Source organism: Aeromonas allosaccharophila (assembly GCF_000819685.1).
In the GTDB taxonomy this organism is placed as follows: domain Bacteria; phylum Pseudomonadota; class Gammaproteobacteria; order Enterobacterales; family Aeromonadaceae; genus Aeromonas; species Aeromonas allosaccharophila.
The window spans coordinates 1-18,672 of sequence record NZ_CDBR01000097.1 but is presented as its reverse complement, the minus strand read 5'-3'; the positions used below and the strand labels follow the sequence as shown (position 1 = coordinate 18,672).

The following is an 18,672-nucleotide window of genomic DNA, read 5'->3' as shown; positions in this document are numbered from 1 at the left end:
TTTATCCTCTGCCCGTTGGATGAAGGAACCCCTATGTTGACGATTACCCGGCTGGCCAGAGAACTGGGCCTGAGCCGCACCACCCTGCTCTATTACGAACGTCTCGGTCTGCTGCTGCCCGCCCTGCGCGGGGAGAACGGCTATCGCCGCTATGGCGAGGCCGAGCTGGAACGGGGGCGGCAGATCGCCAGCTTTCGTGCCATGGGGCTGCCGCTCGAAGAGATCGGTACCCTGCTGGCGGCAAGGCAAGAGAGCCACTCCTGCCTCGATGGTCACCTGCTGCGACTGGAGCAGGAGATCGCCGAGCTGAGGCGTCAACAGCGGGCCATCATCCTCTATCGCCAACAGACACACGAGGAGATCCCCATGGTAGACAAGGCACGCTGGGTTGCCATCATGCAGGCCGCAGGCATGACCGAAGAGATGATGCGCAACTGGCATATCCAGTTCGAGAAGATGGAGCCACAGGCCCATCAGGAATTCCTCGAATCCCTGCAGATCCCCGCCGCGGAGATCGCCGCGATCCGCACCTGGTCGCGCGGTGAGTAACCCCGTCTGACCACAGCACCGGCCGTTGACCCGGATTGTTAACGGCTTGTGCTTTAGATTTTCCCCCTTATACTGGCGCCATCTTGTCGGAGTGCTGACCGTCGAACGACGCGAAGCTGAGACCGTTAATTCGGGATCCGTGGAACCTGATCAGGTTAAAACCTGCGAAGGGAACAAGGGTAACTTGCGGGTTACCGCGCCGGAGGAGGGACAAGCCTCTTCCGCTCATCGAAGGGATCACCCTTGATGGGTCAGGGCGCACAGGAGGGAGTCTGTCCCGTCCGGTTGTCCAGCGCGTGGGGCGCCTTGCCCACAGCATGCAGAGAGCGGGAAGTGGCAGCACAGCAGCGCGGAGATCCATCCCGCGCGCACTCCCTCCTGAGATAAACACCCCGCCGCAAGTTCATCTTCTCCTCGAACTCCAGACAAGCAAACACCCATAACTTCAACCAGTTAATGTGAGTTTTGCTATGTCTACTTCTGTATCTGATACCGCCAAATCCAGCCGCCGCGAGCAGCGCTCCAGCGCCCAGGCTTTTATCGACAGCCTCAAGGGGATGGCTCACCCCAACTCCCGCCGCATCTTTATCGAAGGCTCCCGCGCCGATATCCGTGTTCCGCTGCGGGAGATCCAGCTGGCCGATACCTTCGTCGGCGGCCCTGTCAGTGGCGATAAGGAAAATCCCCAATTCGAGCCCAACGAGCCGATCCCGGTCTACGACACCTCTGGCCGTTACGGGGAGGAGGGGGTCACCATCGACGTGCGCCGTGGTCTGCCGCGCCTGCGGGAAAACTGGGTGCTGGAGCGCGATGACACCGACGAACTGCCGGGTCTCAGCTCCACCTTCACTCAGGAGCGTCTGGCCGATGAGGGGCTGGATCATCTGCGCTTCGAGCACTTGCACTCTTTGCAACATAAGCCGCGCCGCGCCAAGCCGGGCCGCCGGGTCACCCAGCTCCACTATGCCCGTGCCGGTATCGTTACCCCCGAGATGGAATTTATCGCCATTCGCGAGAACATGGGCCGCGAGCGGGTGCGCTCCGAGCTCCTGCGCACCCAGCATCCGGGCCGCGATTTCGGTGCCCGCCTGCCCCAGAACATCACCCCTGAATTTGTGCGTGATGAGGTGGCCGCCGGTCGCGCCATCATCCCCAGCAACATCAACCACCCGGAAGCGGAGCCGATGATCATCGGCCGCAATTTTCTGGTGAAGATCAACGCCAACATCGGCAACTCGGCGGTCACCTCCAGCATCGAAGAGGAGGTGGAGAAGCTGGTCTGGTCCACCCGCTGGGGCGCCGACACCGTGATGGATCTCTCCACCGGTCGCTACATCCACGAGACCCGCGAGTGGATCCTGCGCAACAGCCCGGTGCCCATCGGTACCGTGCCCATCTATCAGGCGCTGGAAAAGACCAACGGCATCGCTGAAGAGCTCACCTGGGAGCTGTTCCGCGATACCCTGCTGGAGCAGGCCGAGCAGGGGGTGGACTACTTCACCATCCATGCCGGTGTCTTGCTGCGCTTCGTGCCGATGACCGCCAAGCGCCTCACCGGCATCGTGTCGCGCGGCGGTAGCATCATGGCCAAGTGGTGCCTGTCCCACCACAAGGAGAACTTCCTCTACCAGCACTTCCGCGAAATCTGCGAGATCTGCGCGGCCTATGACGTGGCGCTGTCGCTGGGCGACGGTCTGCGTCCCGGCTCCGTCTATGACGCCAACGACGAGGCCCAGTTCGCCGAGCTGCGCACTCTGGGCGAGCTGACCAAAATCGCGTGGGAGTACGACGTGCAGGTGATGATCGAGGGGCCGGGCCATGTGCCGATGCACATGATCGAGCGCAACATGACCGAGCAGCTGGAGCACTGCCACGAGGCGCCTTTCTATACGCTGGGCCCGCTCACCACCGATATCGCGCCGGGTTACGATCACTTCACCTCCGGCATCGGTGCCGCGCTCATCGGCTGGTACGGCTGCGCCATGCTCTGCTACGTCACTCCCAAGGAGCATCTGGGCCTGCCCAACAAGGAGGACGTGAAGCAGGGGCTGATTACCTACAAGATCGCCGCTCACGCCGCCGACCTTGCCAAGGGTCACCCTGGGGCCCAGATCCGCGACAACGCCATGTCCAAGGCGCGTTTCGAGTTCCGCTGGGAGGATCAGTTCAACCTAGCGCTGGATCCCGACACTGCCCGCGCCTATCACGACGAGACCCTGCCGCAGGAGTCCGGCAAGGTGGCTCACTTCTGCTCCATGTGCGGGCCCAAGTTCTGCTCCATGAAGATCACTCAGGATGTGCGCGCCTACACCGCCGAACTGAATGCAGCCAAGCTGGAAGCGGTGGAGATCAAGCTGGTCGGCATGGGTGGCCAGCAGGAGCAGGTGGTGGCTCAGGTGGAGAGCGGCATGGCCCGCATGGCGGAGACCTTCAAGGAGACTGGCGGCGAGATCTACCATCAGGCGGCGGCACTGAAACAGGCCGCAGGGGAGGAGGCGTGAGCAGAGCAAGCGGGGCTGTCAGTCCCGCCGACCTGCCAACGGTGACGGAGGCGCGACCCTTGGGTAGTGATCTCAAAATGAGAGTCTGGACCATAGCCGGTTCCGACTCCGGCGGCGGCGCTGGCATTCAGGCCGACTTGCACACCATGCACGACCTTGGCGTGCACGGCTGTTCGGTTATCACCGCCATCACGGCCCAGAACTCGGTGGCGGTGAAGATGGTCGACCCTGTGCTAATGCAGACCTTCACCGCCCAGATCGACGCCCTCGGCGTCGATCTGCCGCCCGCCGCCATCAAGATCGGCCTGCTGCCAACCCGGCTCCATGTGGAGGTACTGGCCCGCCGACTGGCGGCCATTGAGGCTCCCTTCGTGGTCTACGACCCGGTGGCCATCGCCAGCACCGGCACCCCGATGGCGGAGCCCAATATGCTGGAAGCGGTGCGCGAGCAGCTGTTGCCGCGCCTCTCCTTGATCACCCCCAACGGTCCCGAGCTGGAGGCCCTGACCGGCATCCCGGCGACCAGCCCTGTGCTGGTGCGCCTCGCCGCCCGCCGCCTGCGCGAACTCGGCGCCCGCGCCGTGCTGGTCAAGGGGGGCCATCTGGAGTTGAGTGGCGATCTCTGCCTCGACTACTACCAGGATGAGACCCGCGAATTCTGGCTGGCGGCGCCGCGCCTGAATACCCGCCATGGCCACGGCACCGGTTGCTGTTACGCCAGCGCCATCGCCGCCGTGGTGGCGCAGGATTATCCGGTGGAGGACGCCATCACCCTCGCTCGCGCCTACTTGCAACAGGGGCTGGCGGCGGCGCAGGGAGTGGGCGCAGGCCCGGGACCCATCGCCCACCTTGGCTGGCCCGCCGATCTTGCCCACTTCCCCCGCGCCGTCTTGGCGGGCTCAATGCTCGATCGCCGCTTCGGATTGTATGAGACAAGCAGCGCCCGTCTGCCGGATGGCCCCTTTGCCGCAACCGAGCACAATCTCGGCCTCTATCCGGTGGTGGATTCGGTCAAGTGGCTGCGCCGCCTGCTGGGGGCTGGGGTCAAGACCATCCAGCTGCGGATCAAGAATCTACCCGCCGCTCAGGTGGCACCGGCCATTCGCGATGCGGTAGCGCTCGGTCGCCGTCATGGGGCGCGACTCTTTATCAACGACTACTGGCAGCAGGCCATCGAGGCGGGCGCCTGGGGCGTGCATCTGGGGCAGGAGGATATGGAAACCGCCGATCTCGCTGCCATTCAGGCGGCCGGGCTGCGCCTTGGCATCTCCACCCACGGCTACTTCGAGCTGATGCGGGCCCGCGAGCTGGCCCCCTCCTATATCGCGCTGGGGCATATCTTCCCGACCAACACCAAGGCGATGCCTTCGCGCCCGCAGGGGCTGGTGCGGCTGCATCGCTACCGCGCCCTGATGGCGGAGTGGCCGACGGTGGCCATCGGCGGCATCAGCGAGGAGCGGGTGGCGGCGGTCAAGACAAGCGGGGTCGGCAGTATCGCGCTGGTTTCGGCCATCACCGCCAGCGACGACTGGCAAGGGGCGACCGAGCGGCTGCTCGCTACCGTGGGGGCGGGGGATGAGCCACGCTCGGCGCAGCTCATGACCGACATGCCGGAGGATGTTCATGCTCTCTGATGCTGAGTATTTGCGCTACGGCCGTCAGCTGATGCTGGCGGAAGTGGGGGAGGCGGGTCAGGCACGGCTCAAGGATAAATCCGTGCTGATCGTGGGCTTGGGCGGGCTTGGCTCGCCGCTTGCACTCTATCTCGCCGGGGCCGGGGTGGGCACCTTGTGGCTGGCCGATGGCGATACGGTGGATTCCAGCAATCTGCCGCGCCAGATCCTGTTCGATAGCGAGGCAGTCAACCACTCCAAGGCGGAGCTGGCTCGTGAGCGCTTGGCCACCCACAACCCGCTGGTGGAGCTGATCGCCATCAATCAGCGGCTCGATGCTGCCAGCCTGCCGGAGTTTGTGGCCGAGGTAGATTTGGTGATCGACTGCTGCGACAACCTCGCCACCCGCCAGGCCATCAACGCCGCCTGCGTGGAGCAGGGCAAGCCCTGGATCTGTGCCGCCGCGGTGGGTTGGCAGGGGCAGCTGATGGCGCGCACAGGTACGGATCACGCCTGTTACGCCTGCCTCTATCCGCTGGATACCAAGGTGAGCCAGAGCTGCGAAACCAGCGGCGTCACCGGCCCATTGGTCGGAGTGATGGGATCTTTGCAGGCACTGGAGGCGCTGAAACTGCTGCTCGGGATGCCGAGCCCGGTGGCTGGCACCCTGCGCCGCTTCGATGCTTTGACCCATCAGTGGCAGACCCTCACTCTGGCCCCCGATCCCGATTGCCCAGTCTGCGGGCAGCGCCGATGCCCGACACACGATAAGGAGATCACCCCATGACCCTCACCATTCGACTCAACGATAAAGATCAGCCGCTGGCGGCAGGGCAGAGCGTGGCCGACCTGCTGGCGGCGCAAGAAGTTAATCCACAGGGAGTGGCGGTAGCCCTTAACGGCGCCGTGCTGCCCCGTGGCCGCTGGGCCGAGACCCGTCTCAATGACGGGGACGAACTTCACCTCTTCACCGCCATTGCGGGAGGCTAACCCATGATGCTCGCAGTCCCATCTTCGAGTGCTCTGCCTTGCGGCGGAGCCTCACCTCTTCTTATCGCAGTGGCCGGAGGCTGACATGCTGACAATTGCCGATCACACCTTCTCCTCACGCCTCTTTACCGGCACCGGCAAGTTTGCCCGCCCGGATCTGATGGCCGCCGCCATCGAGGCGAGCGGCTCCCAGCTGGTTACCATGGCCATCAAGCGGCTCGAACCGGGCAAGACCCATGACGATATTCTCACGCCCCTTCGGCAACTCGGGGTCAAGCTGCTGCCCAACACCTCCGGCGCCAAGACCGCCGCCGAGGCGGTATTTGCCGCCCACCTCGCCCGCGAGGCGCTGGGAACAAACTGGCTGAAGCTCGAGATCCACCCCGACCCGCGTTATCTGCTGCCCGATCCCATCGAGACGCTGAAAGCCGCCGAGCAGCTGGTGAAAGAGGGCTTTGTGGTGCTGCCCTACTGTGGCGCCGACCCTGTGCTCTGCAAGCGGCTGGAAGAGGTGGGTTGTGCCGCCGTGATGCCGCTGGGCGCGCCCATCGGTTCCAATCAGGGGCTGGTGACCCGGGAGTTTCTCGCCATCATCATCGAGCAGGCCAATGTGCCTGTGGTGGTGGATGCGGGGATCGGTGCGCCGAGCCATGCGGCGGCCGCCTTTGAATTGGGCGCCGACGCCGTGCTGGTCAACACCGCCATCGCCGTCAGCGGCGATCCGGTCGCCATGGGCCGCGCCTTTGCGCTGGCTTGCACCGCCGGTCGCAGCGCCTATGAAGCGGGCCTCGGCGCCCGCGCCCTGCAGGCCCAAGCCTCCAGCCCGCTCACCGATTTTCTGGGGGTGTTATGAATCAGGGTTTAGAGGGGATGGATGCCTCGGCTATGGGCTCGCTACCACAAGATCAGCTAGCTGTTCGCCCCCCTCTCCCTTTGGGAGAGGGGCTGGGGGTGAGGGCTCCGGGGGGACGGAATCCTGAGTCGCAGGACGCTACTCCCTCCTTTCTCGACCGCTGGCGCGAGCTGGAGTGGGACGATATCGGCATGCAGATCCGTGCCAAGACCGCCGCCGATGTGGCACGAGCCTTGAGTTCACCCCGGCGCACCCTGGCCGATTTTATGGCGCTGATCTCGCCAGCTGCCGAGGAGTATCTGCCGCAGATGGCGGCCGAGGCCGAGCGGCTGACCCGCCAGCGCTTTGGCAACACCATCGGCTTCTATGTGCCGCTCTATCTGTCGAACCTGTGCGCCAACGACTGCACCTACTGCGGTTTCTCCATGAGCAACCGCCTCAAGCGCAAGACCCTGAATGCAGAGGAGATAGAGCGCGAGTGCCTCGCCATCAAGGCGCGCGGTTTCGACAGCGTGCTGCTGGTGACCGGCGAGCACGAGCACAAGGTGGGGCTCGCCTATTTTCGCGAGGTGATGCCCATCATCCGCCGCCACTTCAGCACGGTGGGGATGGAGGTGCAGCCCCTCTCGCAGGCCGAATATGCCGAACTGAAAACCCTCGGCCTCGATGCCGTCATGGTCTATCAGGAGACCTACCACGCCCCCACCTACGCCCGCCACCACCTGCGTGGCAACAAGCGTGACATCGCGTGGCGCCTCGCCACGCCGGATCGGCTCGGCCGCGCCGGGATCGACAAAATCGGGTTGGGGGCGCTCATCGGTCTCTCCTCGGACTGGTGCGCCGACAGTTACTTTGTCGCCGAGCATCTGAGTTGGCTTGAGCGACACCACTGGCAGAGCCGCTACTCGCTCTCCTTCCCGCGCCTGCGCCCCTGCACCGGCGGGCTGGAGCCTGCCGTGGTCATGTCGGATCGCCAGCTGGCCCAGCTTATCTGCGCCTGGCGCCTCTTCTCGCCCACGCTGGACTTGTCCCTCTCCACCCGTGAGTCCGCCACCTTTCGCAACGGCGCGGTGCGCCTTGGCATCACCCAGATGTCGGCCGAGTCGCGCACCCAGCCGGGGGGCTACGCCGAGGGGGATGCAGAGGAGCTGGAGCAGTTCGCCATCCACGACGACCGTCCGGTGGGGGAAGTGGCCGCCGCCGTGCAGCAGGCGGGGTTGCAGCCGGTGTTCAAGGACTGGGAGGCGTTTTTGGGCCGATAGGGGCGGCCACGCCCCCTTTACCGGTGGCATCCGGGCGTCCAGCCAGACGCTGTGCCTGTGGCAAGCAGGCACGGCTGCGCCATGCAATCGTAGGGTTGATTAGCCGGTAGGCGTAATCGTCCGTTCCGAGGTATGGCGTTGGCGGCAGGGGCCGTTGTGTGTTGGCACGGCTTTGCCGTGCAGGACGCGAGGCCGCTGGCCTCGAAGGGGTTTCGCCCGCCCTTCGGGCTTGGGCGAGTAACTTTTCTTTGCGTGGTCAAAGAAAAGGCTACCTGATTACCCATGACCCTCAGCCTGCTTCAAGAGCCGATATGGTATCTGAGGGCTTGCCACTGAATCGCCTCCAGTCTCGCTATGTCTTGCTCAAGTTCAGGACTGTGATCCAACCCGATACAAATCAATTAAATACCTACCGCTTTATTTCAGTTATTCGCTACCCCTGCCGATAGTGACTATGTTCACTTTACCTTCCCCCAATGAGTGAGGATGTCTCCATGGGTTTATCTATCGTGCAGCGGATCATCGCCGGATTTGTGTTGATGCTGCTGTTGCTGATCCTGCTTGGCGTGATCAGTACCTTTAAAATCAAGGGTATAAATGACGGCCTCTCCGCCGTATCTGACCGGGCAACCCCGCTGGTGGTAGCTGTCGCAGGTCTCAAGGGGGCGCTGCAGGATAGCAACCGCTGGGTGCTGGTCTACCGCACCAGTGAAGATGCCGCCCAGTTGCCGCAGTTGGCCAATCAGTTCAAGGAGCAGCAGAATCGCTTCGCCCAGCTGAGTCAGGAGATGGGTAAATTCACCGGCGTGGCGGATGCCCGCGCCCGCTTCCAGCAGGTCGAGAGTGCCACCACCCAATTTTATGGCTTGGCGGATCAGATGCTGGCCCAGCATCGGCAGTGGGTCAGTGCATTGGATCAGCGCCACAAGCTGGAGATGGAATTTATCCGGCTTGAGGATACCTACCAGTGGGCGGCGGATCTGCTGCTGCAACAGACTGCCAGCAAGCGCTCCATGCGCAACAAGGCGGAACTCATTACCTCAGGTATCGCCCGCGATCTGAAGAATATCCGCCGTGCCGATGCCAAAACCGATTTGAACGAGCTGGAAAAGGTGTTGAGCAAGGATATCGAGATGGCGCGCAAGCGTCTGGATCGAGTGACGGTGCCCGATGATGTGAAAGCGCGCTTTGTCTCCAATCTCGACCGGATGCAGGAGTTGGCGCTTGGCGCTCAGGGCTTGCTGGCAACTATGCGTCAGGCTCAGCAACTGGAGCTGTCGCTGGCCACTCAGAATCAGCAGCTGGATGCCAGTCTGGTCAACAGCCTCAATTTGCTCGATGAGATGGGCAAGTCTGCCGGTGCCATCGCCAGCGATAGCCGGATCAATGCCGATGCGGCGGTCAGTAGCGCCAGCTTCTGGATCCTGGTGGTTGCCGCGATGTCGGCTGCTGCGGCGCTGGTGATCGGCTATACCACGGCGCGCAGTATTCAGCGTCCGTTGCAGATGATCAACAAGGAGCTCGATTACATGGCGGCCGGTGACATGACCCGCCGCATCAACTACCGTAGCAGCTGCGAGTTTGGCACGCTCTCCCGCTCCATTGACACCCTGGCAGGCAAGACTGGTGAGCTGCTCTCCCAAATCAATGCGGGCTCTCGTCATCTGGTGGATGAGGCGAGCCGTGCCGCCGAGATCAGCGAACGGGCCATGTCCCGGGTGCAGGAGCAGAAGAGCCAGACCGATCAGGTGGCCGCCGCCATTACCGAGCTGGAAGTGAGCGCCACCGAGGTGGCTCGCTCTACCGATGGCACCAAGCGGGAGGTGGATCTGGCCGATGAAGAGGCGCGCAGTGGTCGCCAGAAAGTGGCTACCACTCGCAGGCTTACCGAGCAGTTGGCTGGCGCCATGGAGGAGGCGGTCGGGATCACCTACAAGCTGGGGGAATTCAGTAACAACATCGGCAGCATTCTCGATGTGATCCGCAGTATTGCCGAGCAGACCAACCTGTTGGCTCTGAACGCCGCCATCGAAGCGGCCCGTGCTGGTGATGCCGGTCGCGGTTTTGCGGTGGTGGCCGATGAGGTGCGGGCACTGGCCAATCGCACCCAGACCTCGACCGAAGAGATCCAGGGGATGATTGAGAACCTGCAGAGCTCCAGCAAGCATGTGGTCGAAGTGATGGGGCGCAGCCAGGAGCAGACCCAGAGCTGTGTCGAGCAGACTCGCGAGATGGATGTGGCGCTGCAATCCATTGCCGATCGGATGGGGGCCATCAAGTCAATGGCCGATCAGGTGGCCCATGCCGCTCAGGAGCAGATCTCCGTCAGTCAGGGGGTTGCTCGTCATATTGCCGGTATTGCCGATGTGGCATACGAGACAGAGCGGGAGGCGCGCGAATCCGCCAGCAGCAGCGAAGTGCTGGCCGACCTGGTCGCCAAACAGCAGCAATTGATCGCTCATTTCAAGGTCTAGGAGGGCTTATGTCTAAAAAGTGGATTGGAGCCCTGAGTCTCCTGTTGTGTGGCCAGCTGATGGCCAGTGAGCTGGTGATTGAAAGCTGGCGAACCGATGACAAGGCGCTGTGGGAGCAGAAGATTATCCCGGCGTTTGAGGCGGCGCATCCCGGCATCAAGGTGAGTTTTCATCCGGTGCAGAACGTCAACTACATGCCCACTCTGTGGGAGAGTCTGAAAGGGGGCAAGGCGGGGGATCTGATCACCTGCCGTCCGTTTGATGACTCGCTCGCCCTGTTCAAGGCGGGCCATCTGGCCGAGCTGACCGAGATGGCGGGGATGGAGAACTTCCCGAGTTTTGCCCAGTCACCCTGGCAGACCGATTCCGGTGCCCAGACCTTCTGCGTGCCGATGGCCTCGGTAATCCATGGCTTCTTCTATAACAAGAAGATCTTCAGTGAGTTGGGGCTGACATTGCCGCAAACCCGCGATCAGTTCTTTGCGGTGCTGGACAAGATCAAGGCAGACGGGCGCTATGTGCCGCTGGCCATGAGCGGTTCCGAGAGCTGGGTTGCCTCCGAGCTGGGGTTCCAGAATATTGGCCCCAACTACTGGAAGGGGGAGGACGGCCGTCTGGCGCTGATCGGCGGGCAGGAGCGGTTGGATAACCCGCAATATGTGAAGGTGTTCGACGAACTGGCCCGCTGGCGATCCTACCTTGGTGAGGGGGGCGAGAGCCGCGATTATGCGACCAGCAACGAGTTGTTCACTTCGGGCAAGGCCGCCTTCTATGTGGCGGGCTCCTGGGAGATTGCGCCCTTCACCGGCAAGGTCGATTTTGGCGTTATGCGTCCGCCAGTGGCCAAACAGGGGGATGGCTGCTTCTTTACCGACCACACCGATATCGGTATGGGGATGAATCCGGCCAGCAAGAACAAAGAGGGGGCGATGGCCTTCTTGCAGTGGCTGACGACGCCGCAATTTGCCGAGCTCTATACCAACTCGCTGCCGGGATTCTTCTCCCTCTCCAACCACTTCTTTGATGTCACCAATCCGGCGGCCAAAGAGATGATGGAGTGGCGCGATCAGTGTGACTCGACCATTCGGGTGGCGACCCAGATCCTCTCTCGTGGTACGCCCAAGTTGGGGGATGAACTGGCCGAGGTGAGTCAGGCGGTGCTGCTTGGCAAGATGGAGCCCAAGGCGGCCGCGGATCGACTGGAGGGGGGCTTGAAGGGCTGGTATGCCCCTCATCAGGGCAGCAAGGCCAAGAGCGCGGATTGTCAGTGCGATGCCGTCACGCCTGCTCCGGTTTCAGCACCGGCTGCTGTGTCCGCTGCACCCGCGACCAGTGACACGCCGGCCGTGGTGACACCCGCTGTGACTCCCGCAGAACCTGCATCAGCTGCGACGGCGCCAGTCCCCGCTCCTGCGGCTGATGTGGAGCAGGCGCTCTCCAACGAGCTGGAAGCACCGCAGCAATAACTCATCAGCATAAATAACAAGCGGGAGGCATCAGCCTCCCGTTTTTATTGATGGCTCGCGGCCAGAGCGAATCGCTTCTTTATGGTGTGTCGTGGGGCCAACGGCAGAGGCTGCCGATGCGGGCTACCGGGGCGAACCCCAGAGAGCGGTAAATGCGCTGGGCATGGTAGTGCTCGTCGGCCACGATGATCAGCTGCTTGGCGCGGGACAATCCTGCGCGAGCTACTTGACTCAGCAGCTGGCGGCATAAACCCTTATTGCGCCACGCCTGGTGAGTGCGTACCAACTGGAAGCGGCCCAGCGGGCCGCAGAAGAAGAGACCACAACTGGCTACCAGCTGCCCCTCTTGCCAGATCCCCCACCACTCCCCGAGCCCATCGGCAATCATGGCCTGATAGAGTGCCCGGCGGGATTGCAGATAGGGGAGATAACTCTCTGCCGTGTGCCCCTCATCCCGCTCATGCAGTTCGAAGTCGAGCCACTCTTGCCAATCCGCAGTGGTGAAGGCGCGAACCTGGGGACCATTGATATCACCATGAGGCTGCCAGCTCTGCTTATCCAGCGCCAGCACCACGCACTCCATATACTGGTATCCCGTTGCGACAAAACCGGCGATCCGGCTGTTTTGCCCGGCCGCCAGTGGCCATTGAAAAGTGCGGTGGCGGACTCTGTGGTCGTGACCGATCAGTTGATCAAAGGCGGCTTCCAGCCAGCCTTTGTCACGGTCGCTGGGCGGGGTGGTGAGCAACAGGTAGTTGCCGAAGTAGTAGTCGGGAGCATCCGGTGTGCGAACCGCCCAGAACTGCTCATGCTGAGTGACCTCGCCCTGATAGCGATCAAACAGCAAGTCGGTGGCAAAGCCGGGGTGGGTATCCATGATGGTGCTCCTGCAAAGACTCATTCTGTTATCGGCAGGAGGGGGAAATAGATGAAAAGGGGCCGGAGAATCCTCCGGCCAAACAATCACACGCAGATTCAGAACGTCCAGGACGATCTGGCCCCATCATAACTCGACTGGGGCGATTTTGGGATGGGCACTTTTCGGTTACGTACCGTTAATTTTGTAAATATGACGTTCGTCAGATCGGATGTGAGGTAAATCCCTGTTGACTTTGTATCGTTTTACTCATAAATATAAAGACGTTTAGACGTCCAAACATCCGTTTTGACGTAAGAAGATGGATTGCAGGACAGGGAGAAGAGCAGATGGGATTTCACAGTGCACGTCAGGTTGAGGCGCTCAACCAGAGCTTGGCAGATTTGAATGGCGATATATCGGTCAGTTTCGAGTTTTTTCCGCCCAACAGTGAAGGGATGGAGAATACTCTCTGGCAGTCCATCGAGCGGCTGAAAGTGCTGGAACCCAAGTTCGTCTCCGTCACTTATGGCGCCAACTCCGGCACCCGTGATCGCACCCATAAGGTGATCAAGGACATCAAGGAGCGGACTGGCCTGATTGCGGCGCCGCACCTGACCTGTATCGATGCCAGCCGCGACGAGCTGCGCACCATCGCCCGCGACTACTGGAACAGCGGTATTCGTCATATCGTGGCTCTGCGCGGTGACTTGCCGCAGGGGTTGGACAAGCCGGATATGTATGCCACCGATCTGGTTGCCCTGCTCAAGTCTGAGGCTGACTTCGATATCTCGGTTGCCGCCTATCCGGAAGGCCACCCGGAGGCCAAGAGTGCGCAGTCCGACCTGCTCAACCTCAAACGCAAGATCGATGCCGGTGCCAACCGTGCCATCACCCAGTTCTTCTTCGATGTGGAAACTTACTTACGCTTTCGGGATCGCTGCGCCGCCATCGGTATCGATGCCGAAATCGTGCCGGGGATCCTGCCGGTTTCCAACTACCAGACGCTGGCCAAGTTTGCTGGTTTCACCAACGTGAAGATCCCGCGCTGGATGCATCAGCGTTTCGAGGGGCTGGATAACGATCAGATGACCCGCAATCTGGTGGGGGCGAGCATCGCCATCGATCAGGTGCGCGTGCTGAGTCAGGAGGGGGTGAAAGATTTCCACTTCTACACCTTGAACCGCTCCGAGCTGACCTATGCCATCTGTCATACCCTGGGGGTTCGTCCCAAGGGCTGACCTGTGGTCAGCGCGATAAAAGCAAAAAGCCAATGAGTTGCTCATTGGCTTTTTCGCTATGGTCGTGGTTTAAGGCCGGGTTACCGGGATCTCTTTCGGCTCGAGATCGATAACCGCATTACCGGCAGCCCCCGGATACTGGTGATAGACCTGATCCTGCTCCAGGGTGTAGAAGGTATCCAGATAGTCATCGTTGTTGGTCATCCAGGAGTCGGGCAGCGCCTTGACGATGCGACCACCAAGATCGAGGAAGGGCAGCGCTTCCGGCACCCCACCCGCAGTAAAGCCGAGCTTGAGGGCTTCAATCAGCAGAGCGCTCAGCTCCTTGTAGTTGACGTTGTCATCCTGCTCCATCATCACCACGTCGACGGCTCCCCAGCGATAGCGATCCCAGTAGACCAGGATCTGGTTGGGGGTGTAATCGGTGTTGTCATAGTCGAGGTAGGGCATGTCGACAATATCGACCACTGGCTCATCCCGGCTGGGATTGACCCCTGCGACCACCGCATACACTTCGGCCGCGCCGAGCAGCCAGGGCTCCTGATCATCCTTCAGTCTGATCTTTTTCAGGACACTGGTCTTGAGCGGCGCCGTGCTGGCCGCCGCTCGCGGTGCGCTTTGCAGATCCGCATCGGCCAGCGCCTTGCGTATCACCTTCAAGCCTGCGTTCTTGGCTTTGACGGGATCCGCCTCGACCACCAGAACCGGCCGAGCCGGTGCCTTGTCCACATCCAGATAGACGGGATTGCCAGCGCTGTCGAACGCCTCGATCGCGCTCCAGCTCTTCTCATCCCCGCTCGGAACATAAGCGACCAGCGGTTCGACGCCCTGTTGCAGTGCGGCGGCCTGCTCGGTGTTGGCCAGCCGCAACTGCATCAGTTGCTTGACCTCGCCATCCAGTCCTTGCCGACTGATGGCCGCCTGGTTGGCATCGGTCGCCTGCCGTTTAAGGCGCGGGCTGGCTTTTTGCAGCAGGTTGGGAAGCGGGCTCTGGTATTGCTGATTGCTCAGCAGGGGCAGCAGGTTTTTCTGCTGAAGTGCGAGCTGGCGAGCCAGCTCTCTGTCCGTGTCGGCTGCGTGTGCCGTGCTGACGCCCAGAAGCGCCAGCAACATGATGAAAGCCTGATGTTTCATTATTATTCTCCGTTGCATGAACCTGACAGAGCACCATGTCCGGGAAGAGTGGTGCCCTGACACCAATAGAGGGTAATTAGTTTCATCTGTGAACTAATTTTCCCGGATCTTGCGCAGGTCATCACGGTTTGAGGTCTCATTGATTTTCTTGTCGATATAAATGAAGCCAGTGCAAGGCAAGTCCGATGAGCAGCCCCCAGCAGGCTGCCGCGATGCCGAGCAGGCTGATCCCTGACGCGGTAATGATAAAGGTGAGCAGCGCAGCTTCTCGCGCTTCATCCTGTTGCAAGGCCGAGTGCAGGCTGCTGCCGATGGTGCCTAGCAGGGCCAATCCGGCGACGCAGGTGACAAGTGCTGCCGGAAAGGCGCTAAACAGGGCCGCGACGGTCGCGCCAAAACAGCCGGTCACAAGATAAAAGCAACCCGCCCAGACGGCAGCAGGCCAGCGGCGCTTGAGATCCGGGTCGACCTCTTTGCCCATGCAGATGGCGGCGGTGATGGCGGCCAGATTGAAGGCATAGCCGCCAAAAGGGGCGAGCAGCAGGCCGGTCAGGCCAGTCCAGCTGATCAGCGAGGAGGTGGCAGGCTGATAGCCATGTGCTCGCAAGATGGCGATCCCCGGCATGTTTTGCGATGTCATGGTGACAATGAACAGCGGCAGCGCGATGCCAAAAAAGGCATCAAGGGAGAAGGTTGGCCAGGTCCAGACCGGGCTGGCGAGCTGCCAGTGCAGGGCTGCCAGCTGCAATTCCCCCCGCACGCTGCAGATCAGCATCCCCACTCCCAGCACCAGTACCATGGTATAGCGGGGCCAGAGATGACGCCCCAGCAGGAAGGTCAGCAGCAGGGTGCCAAGCAGCAAGGGATCTTGCGGGGCGACCTTGAACAGATCCAGCCCGAATCTGAGCAGCACCCCAGCGAGCATGGCGGCGGCCAGCGGAGCCGGGATATGCCTCATCAAACGGTCGAACCAGCCGCTGATGCCGCACAGAGTAATCAGCAGGGACGAGATCACAAAGGCGCCGATGGCTTCCGCTAGAGTGAAGTTGCCCAGAGTAGTGATCAGCAGTGCCGCGCCCGGGGTGGACCAGGCGGTCAGTACGGGCATGCGGTAATAGAGAGAGAGGCCGATGCAGCTCACCCCCATACCGATCCCCAGCGTCCAGAGCCAGGAAGCAACTTGGGCAGTATCAGCACCCGCCGCCGTGGCGGCCTGGATGATCAGGATGACGGAGCTGGTGTAACCGACCATCACGGCGATAAAGCCTGCGACCAGATGGGGGAGGGCGAAGGGCATGGGGATTTCCTCTTGGCGTTGTGACGTGCTGTGCGTTATTACGTACAATCTGGTTTTGACTATATCGTCGTGCGCTATAGCGCACAAGGCGCATTGTGCAAGAGTAATAGAGTAATAAAGAGGCAGTTATGCAAGAGATGAGTCAGCATCTGGCTGCTCGACTGAAGGAGCTGCGCAGCGAGCGAGGCTGGAGTCTGGATGCCGCCGCGCGCGAAACGGGTGTCAGCAAGGCGATGCTGGGGCAGATTGAGCGGGGGGAGTCCAGCCCGACGGTGGCAACGCTATGGAAGATCGCCACCGGTTTTCGAGTCTCATTTTCCAGTTTCATCGAGCCCACACCAGCCGCGCAGGCAGAGGTGCTCTATCGCACCGCCGATGCCATTCGCCAGCAGCCAGCGGGAGAGGGCATGCAAGTAGCGCCGCTCTTCCCTTATGAAAACCGGTTTGGCTTCGAATTGCTTGAGCTGACCCTGTTGCCGGGTTACCAGCGTGAATCCGAGCCCCATGAGCCGGGAGTGACCGAGCATGTCATCGTCATCAGCGGCATGATGGAGGTGCTGGTGGAAGGGGAGTGGCGCTCACTGGCGCAAGGGGAGGCTGTGCGCTTTGCTGCCGACCGCCCCCACGGTTATCGCAATCTGGGCATTGCTCCGGCTATTTTCCACAACCTGATCCACTATCCGGTTGCCACACCCTGAACATGCCCTGCAGAGATCAACCCGGTCGGCCATCAGCTCTGGGGCTGGCCAGTATCGGGGTATAGACCCAGACAAACAGACCATAGGCAGCGATCCAGGCAAGCGCGCTGAGGTTCCAGCCGTGCAGGGTATAGGCAGGCCAGAGTAGCGGAATCACCACCCGGATTGTGGCGGCAGCGATAACCAGGGCAAATGCGCCAGTGATCCTGCGCCCCACCTGCAACGCCCGACCGCTATGACCGAGGGAGACTCGCGCAATCATGCCCAGGATCATGGTGCCCATACAGCCTGCGCTGAGCAGGTGGCTGGCCATTGACAGCGTGATGGGCAGACCCGCGCTATGTGCCGCAAGAGCGAGCAGGCCAAGAGGGATAAACAGATAGGCGAGATGGAGTGACCACAGCAGGGGATGCGCAATGGTCGATGGCAGATGCCAACGCAGTTGTCGCCACAGATGCAAACTCGCTGCCACTATATAGAGAGGCACTATATATATGCAGGTGACCCATTGGGTGGGGAGCAGCAGCCAGCACAGCAAGATAAGCCACAATGTCGCGAGCGCCGCCCGTTCCAGCCAGAGCCGAGGTGTGGCTTTCTCCTGACCGGTTGCTCGGGCGGTGAAGAACGGAATCACCCTTCCACCCATCACGGCGATCAGGGTGGTAAACAACAGCACAGTCGTGATCAGCAGATGCTCAACGGTATTCCACTCTGCATGCCATAACCAGCTGGCGCCATTGAGCAAGGTCAGTATCAGCAACAGGGGCACGAAGAACAGGTTTCGCCATTGCCGGGTGATCAAAATAGGCTTGGCAAGGAACCAGGTGCAAAGCGGTAGCCAGAGCAGGTCTGCCACCATCAGGAGCGTATTCTCCTCACCCAGCCAGGGTAACAATGTCCTTGGCAACATCCACAACCCCACCACCAGCGCCAATGGCCAGCTCCGAACACCTGGATGGGCCGTCCAGTTCTGCACCGCGGTGAGCAAGAAACCCGCGACGATGGCAGCCCCGAAACCAAACAGCATCTCATGACCATGCCACCAGATCGGGTTGGCAATCCCGGGCAAGGTAAGCCAACTGTTGAGCTGCCCCAGCCAGAGCAGCATGGCGACGGCAGCAAACAGAGCTCCGAACAAGAAGAAGGGTCGGAACCCCAAGCGGAACAGCGGGACGATTTGCTCTTCCTTATGGCTATCGAGGATTTGATGCATGAGGGCATTCCAATTGAACATTTGAGATGGCAATTATAAATTGGCTTTTCAAATGTTCAATTTAAATCCGGCAATAGTCTAGATTGATGCCATTTCGAACAAAAAAAGAGGTGATTGCTTGATATCTGAGCGAACGAACTTTTTTGCTGAAAAAGCCCTTGTCATCCCGGCGCGGCTCCCTATAATGCGCCCCTACCAGCACGGCGGAACACGCCGAGCTGATGAGCCAGCTTCTTAATGAAGTGGGCGCCGAAAGAAAAGCGAAAACAATCGCTTGACTTTCGAAGTGAGGAGCGTAATATGCGCCTCCTCAACGCGACAAGCGTGACGCTCTTTAACAATTTGAATCAAGCAATCTGTGTGGGCACTCACAGCATCGAACATCAAACAATTTTGTTGATTTTCAATGTCTGGTGAAGTGACCAAAACGACTTGTTAGCAATAACAAGCCGAACAGTTTATTTCAGCAATTCATTGAGCCGCTGAAGTTCATTGCCTCGGTAATGAATGAACGCAAACCAAACT

Annotated in this window: 15 protein-coding genes and 1 riboswitch; of the genes, 11 read left to right on the top strand and 4 right to left on the bottom strand. The window is 61.0% G+C overall.

Annotated elements, in window-relative coordinates; translation table 11 throughout:
- The first annotated feature begins 33 nt into the window (after positions 1-33).
- From BN1115_RS17145 to BN1115_RS17105, 9 genes are all read left to right on the top strand, one after another.
- Entirely contained in the window at positions 34-549 is a 516-nt protein-coding gene (locus tag BN1115_RS17145; RefSeq protein ID WP_005342946.1) for a MerR family transcriptional regulator, read from the top strand.
- Between the two features lie 77 nt (positions 550-626).
- A riboswitch (TPP riboswitch) is annotated at positions 627-739 on the top strand.
- Positions 740-1,019: 280 nt separating this feature from the next.
- Positions 1,020-3,050 (top strand): phosphomethylpyrimidine synthase ThiC, encoded by a 2,031-nt coding sequence (gene thiC / locus BN1115_RS17140; RefSeq protein WP_042658101.1) that lies wholly within the window; start codon positions 1,020-1,022, stop codon positions 3,048-3,050.
- Entirely contained in the window at positions 3,047-4,684 is a 1,638-nt protein-coding gene (gene thiE / locus BN1115_RS17135; RefSeq protein ID WP_042658100.1) for a thiamine phosphate synthase, read from the top strand. The genes thiC and thiE overlap by 4 nt, the downstream gene beginning before the upstream one ends.
- Entirely contained in the window at positions 4,674-5,450 is a 777-nt protein-coding gene (locus tag BN1115_RS17130) for a HesA/MoeB/ThiF family protein (RefSeq protein WP_042658099.1), read from the top strand. Before thiE ends, BN1115_RS17130 begins: the two co-directional genes overlap by 11 nt.
- Positions 5,447-5,653 (top strand): sulfur carrier protein ThiS, encoded by a 207-nt coding sequence (thiS, locus tag BN1115_RS17125; RefSeq protein ID WP_042658098.1) that lies wholly within the window; start codon positions 5,447-5,449, stop codon positions 5,651-5,653. Before BN1115_RS17130 ends, thiS begins: the two co-directional genes overlap by 4 nt.
- Positions 5,654-5,738: 85 nt before the next feature.
- Positions 5,739-6,506 (top strand): thiazole synthase, encoded by a 768-nt coding sequence (locus tag BN1115_RS17120; RefSeq protein WP_042658097.1) that lies wholly within the window; start codon positions 5,739-5,741, stop codon positions 6,504-6,506.
- A gap of 32 nt (positions 6,507-6,538) precedes the next feature.
- The gene (thiH, locus tag BN1115_RS17115) at positions 6,539-7,768 is read left to right on the top strand and encodes a 2-iminoacetate synthase ThiH (RefSeq protein ID WP_425248156.1); all 1,230 of its coding nucleotides are present in this window, start codon (positions 6,539-6,541) and stop codon (positions 7,766-7,768) included.
- Between the two features lie 494 nt (positions 7,769-8,262).
- Positions 8,263-10,242, top strand: a complete 1,980-nt coding sequence (locus tag BN1115_RS17110; protein ID WP_042658095.1) for a HAMP domain-containing methyl-accepting chemotaxis protein — start codon at positions 8,263-8,265, stop codon at positions 10,240-10,242.
- Positions 10,243-10,250: 8 nt separating this feature from the next.
- Positions 10,251-11,708, top strand: a complete 1,458-nt coding sequence (locus BN1115_RS17105) for an ABC transporter substrate-binding protein (protein ID WP_042658094.1) — start codon at positions 10,251-10,253, stop codon at positions 11,706-11,708.
- A gap of 79 nt (positions 11,709-11,787) precedes the next feature.
- On the opposite strand, the gene BN1115_RS17100 is transcribed toward BN1115_RS17105, so the two are convergent.
- Positions 11,788-12,585, bottom strand: coding sequence for a GNAT family N-acetyltransferase (locus BN1115_RS17100; RefSeq protein WP_042658093.1), 798 nt, complete (start codon positions 12,583-12,585; stop codon positions 11,788-11,790).
- A 329-nt stretch (positions 12,586-12,914) separates the two neighbouring features.
- Here BN1115_RS17100 and metF point away from each other — a divergent pair, with 329 nt between their 5' ends.
- Positions 12,915-13,805 carry a methylenetetrahydrofolate reductase gene (metF, locus tag BN1115_RS17095; RefSeq protein WP_033138589.1) on the top strand — a complete coding sequence of 297 codons (891 nt, stop codon included), beginning with the start codon at positions 12,915-12,917 and terminating at the stop codon, positions 13,803-13,805.
- Between the two features lie 69 nt (positions 13,806-13,874).
- Here metF and BN1115_RS17090 read toward each other — a convergent pair whose 3' ends face one another.
- Positions 13,875-14,939, bottom strand: a complete 1,065-nt coding sequence (locus BN1115_RS17090) for a DUF3103 family protein (protein WP_042658092.1) — start codon at positions 14,937-14,939, stop codon at positions 13,875-13,877.
- Positions 14,940-15,075: 136 nt separating this feature from the next.
- Positions 15,076-16,236, bottom strand: a complete 1,161-nt coding sequence (locus BN1115_RS17085) for a benzoate/H(+) symporter BenE family transporter (protein ID WP_042063508.1) — start codon at positions 16,234-16,236, stop codon at positions 15,076-15,078.
- Between the two features lie 128 nt (positions 16,237-16,364).
- Between BN1115_RS17085 and BN1115_RS17080 the strand changes: the two genes are divergently transcribed.
- Entirely contained in the window at positions 16,365-16,934 is a 570-nt protein-coding gene (locus BN1115_RS17080; RefSeq protein WP_042658091.1) for a helix-turn-helix domain-containing protein, read from the top strand.
- A 16-nt stretch (positions 16,935-16,950) separates the two neighbouring features.
- Here BN1115_RS17080 and BN1115_RS17075 read toward each other — a convergent pair whose 3' ends face one another.
- A complete protein-coding gene (locus BN1115_RS17075; RefSeq protein WP_042658160.1) occupies positions 16,951-18,147 on the bottom strand; it encodes an NnrS family protein in 1,197 nt (398 codons plus the stop codon).
- Positions 18,148-18,672: the final 525 nt, after the last annotated feature.

Coding starts and splice junctions, on each gene's coding strand:
- BN1115_RS17110 (WP_042658095.1), top strand. CDS start 8,263: ATGGGTTTATCTATCGTGCAGCGGATCATCGCCGGATTTGTGTTGATG.
- BN1115_RS17145 (WP_005342946.1), top strand. CDS start 34: ATGTTGACGATTACCCGGCTGGCCAGAGAACTGGGCCTGAGCCGCACC.
- thiS (WP_042658098.1), top strand. CDS start 5,447: ATGACCCTCACCATTCGACTCAACGATAAAGATCAGCCGCTGGCGGCA.
- BN1115_RS17085 (WP_042063508.1), bottom strand. CDS start 16,236: ATGCCCTTCGCCCTCCCCCATCTGGTCGCAGGCTTTATCGCCGTGATG.
- metF (WP_033138589.1), top strand. CDS start 12,915: ATGGGATTTCACAGTGCACGTCAGGTTGAGGCGCTCAACCAGAGCTTG.
- BN1115_RS17080 (WP_042658091.1), top strand. CDS start 16,365: ATGCAAGAGATGAGTCAGCATCTGGCTGCTCGACTGAAGGAGCTGCGC.
- thiH (WP_425248156.1), top strand. CDS start 6,539: ATGGGCTCGCTACCACAAGATCAGCTAGCTGTTCGCCCCCCTCTCCCT.
- BN1115_RS17130 (WP_042658099.1), top strand. CDS start 4,674: ATGCTCTCTGATGCTGAGTATTTGCGCTACGGCCGTCAGCTGATGCTG.
- BN1115_RS17075 (WP_042658160.1), bottom strand. CDS start 18,147: ATGCATCAAATCCTCGATAGCCATAAGGAAGAGCAAATCGTCCCGCTG.
- BN1115_RS17120 (WP_042658097.1), top strand. CDS start 5,739: ATGCTGACAATTGCCGATCACACCTTCTCCTCACGCCTCTTTACCGGC.
- BN1115_RS17090 (WP_042658092.1), bottom strand. CDS start 14,939: ATGAAACATCAGGCTTTCATCATGTTGCTGGCGCTTCTGGGCGTCAGC.
- BN1115_RS17105 (WP_042658094.1), top strand. CDS start 10,251: ATGTCTAAAAAGTGGATTGGAGCCCTGAGTCTCCTGTTGTGTGGCCAG.
- BN1115_RS17100 (WP_042658093.1), bottom strand. CDS start 12,585: ATGGATACCCACCCCGGCTTTGCCACCGACTTGCTGTTTGATCGCTAT.
- thiC (WP_042658101.1), top strand. CDS start 1,020: ATGTCTACTTCTGTATCTGATACCGCCAAATCCAGCCGCCGCGAGCAG.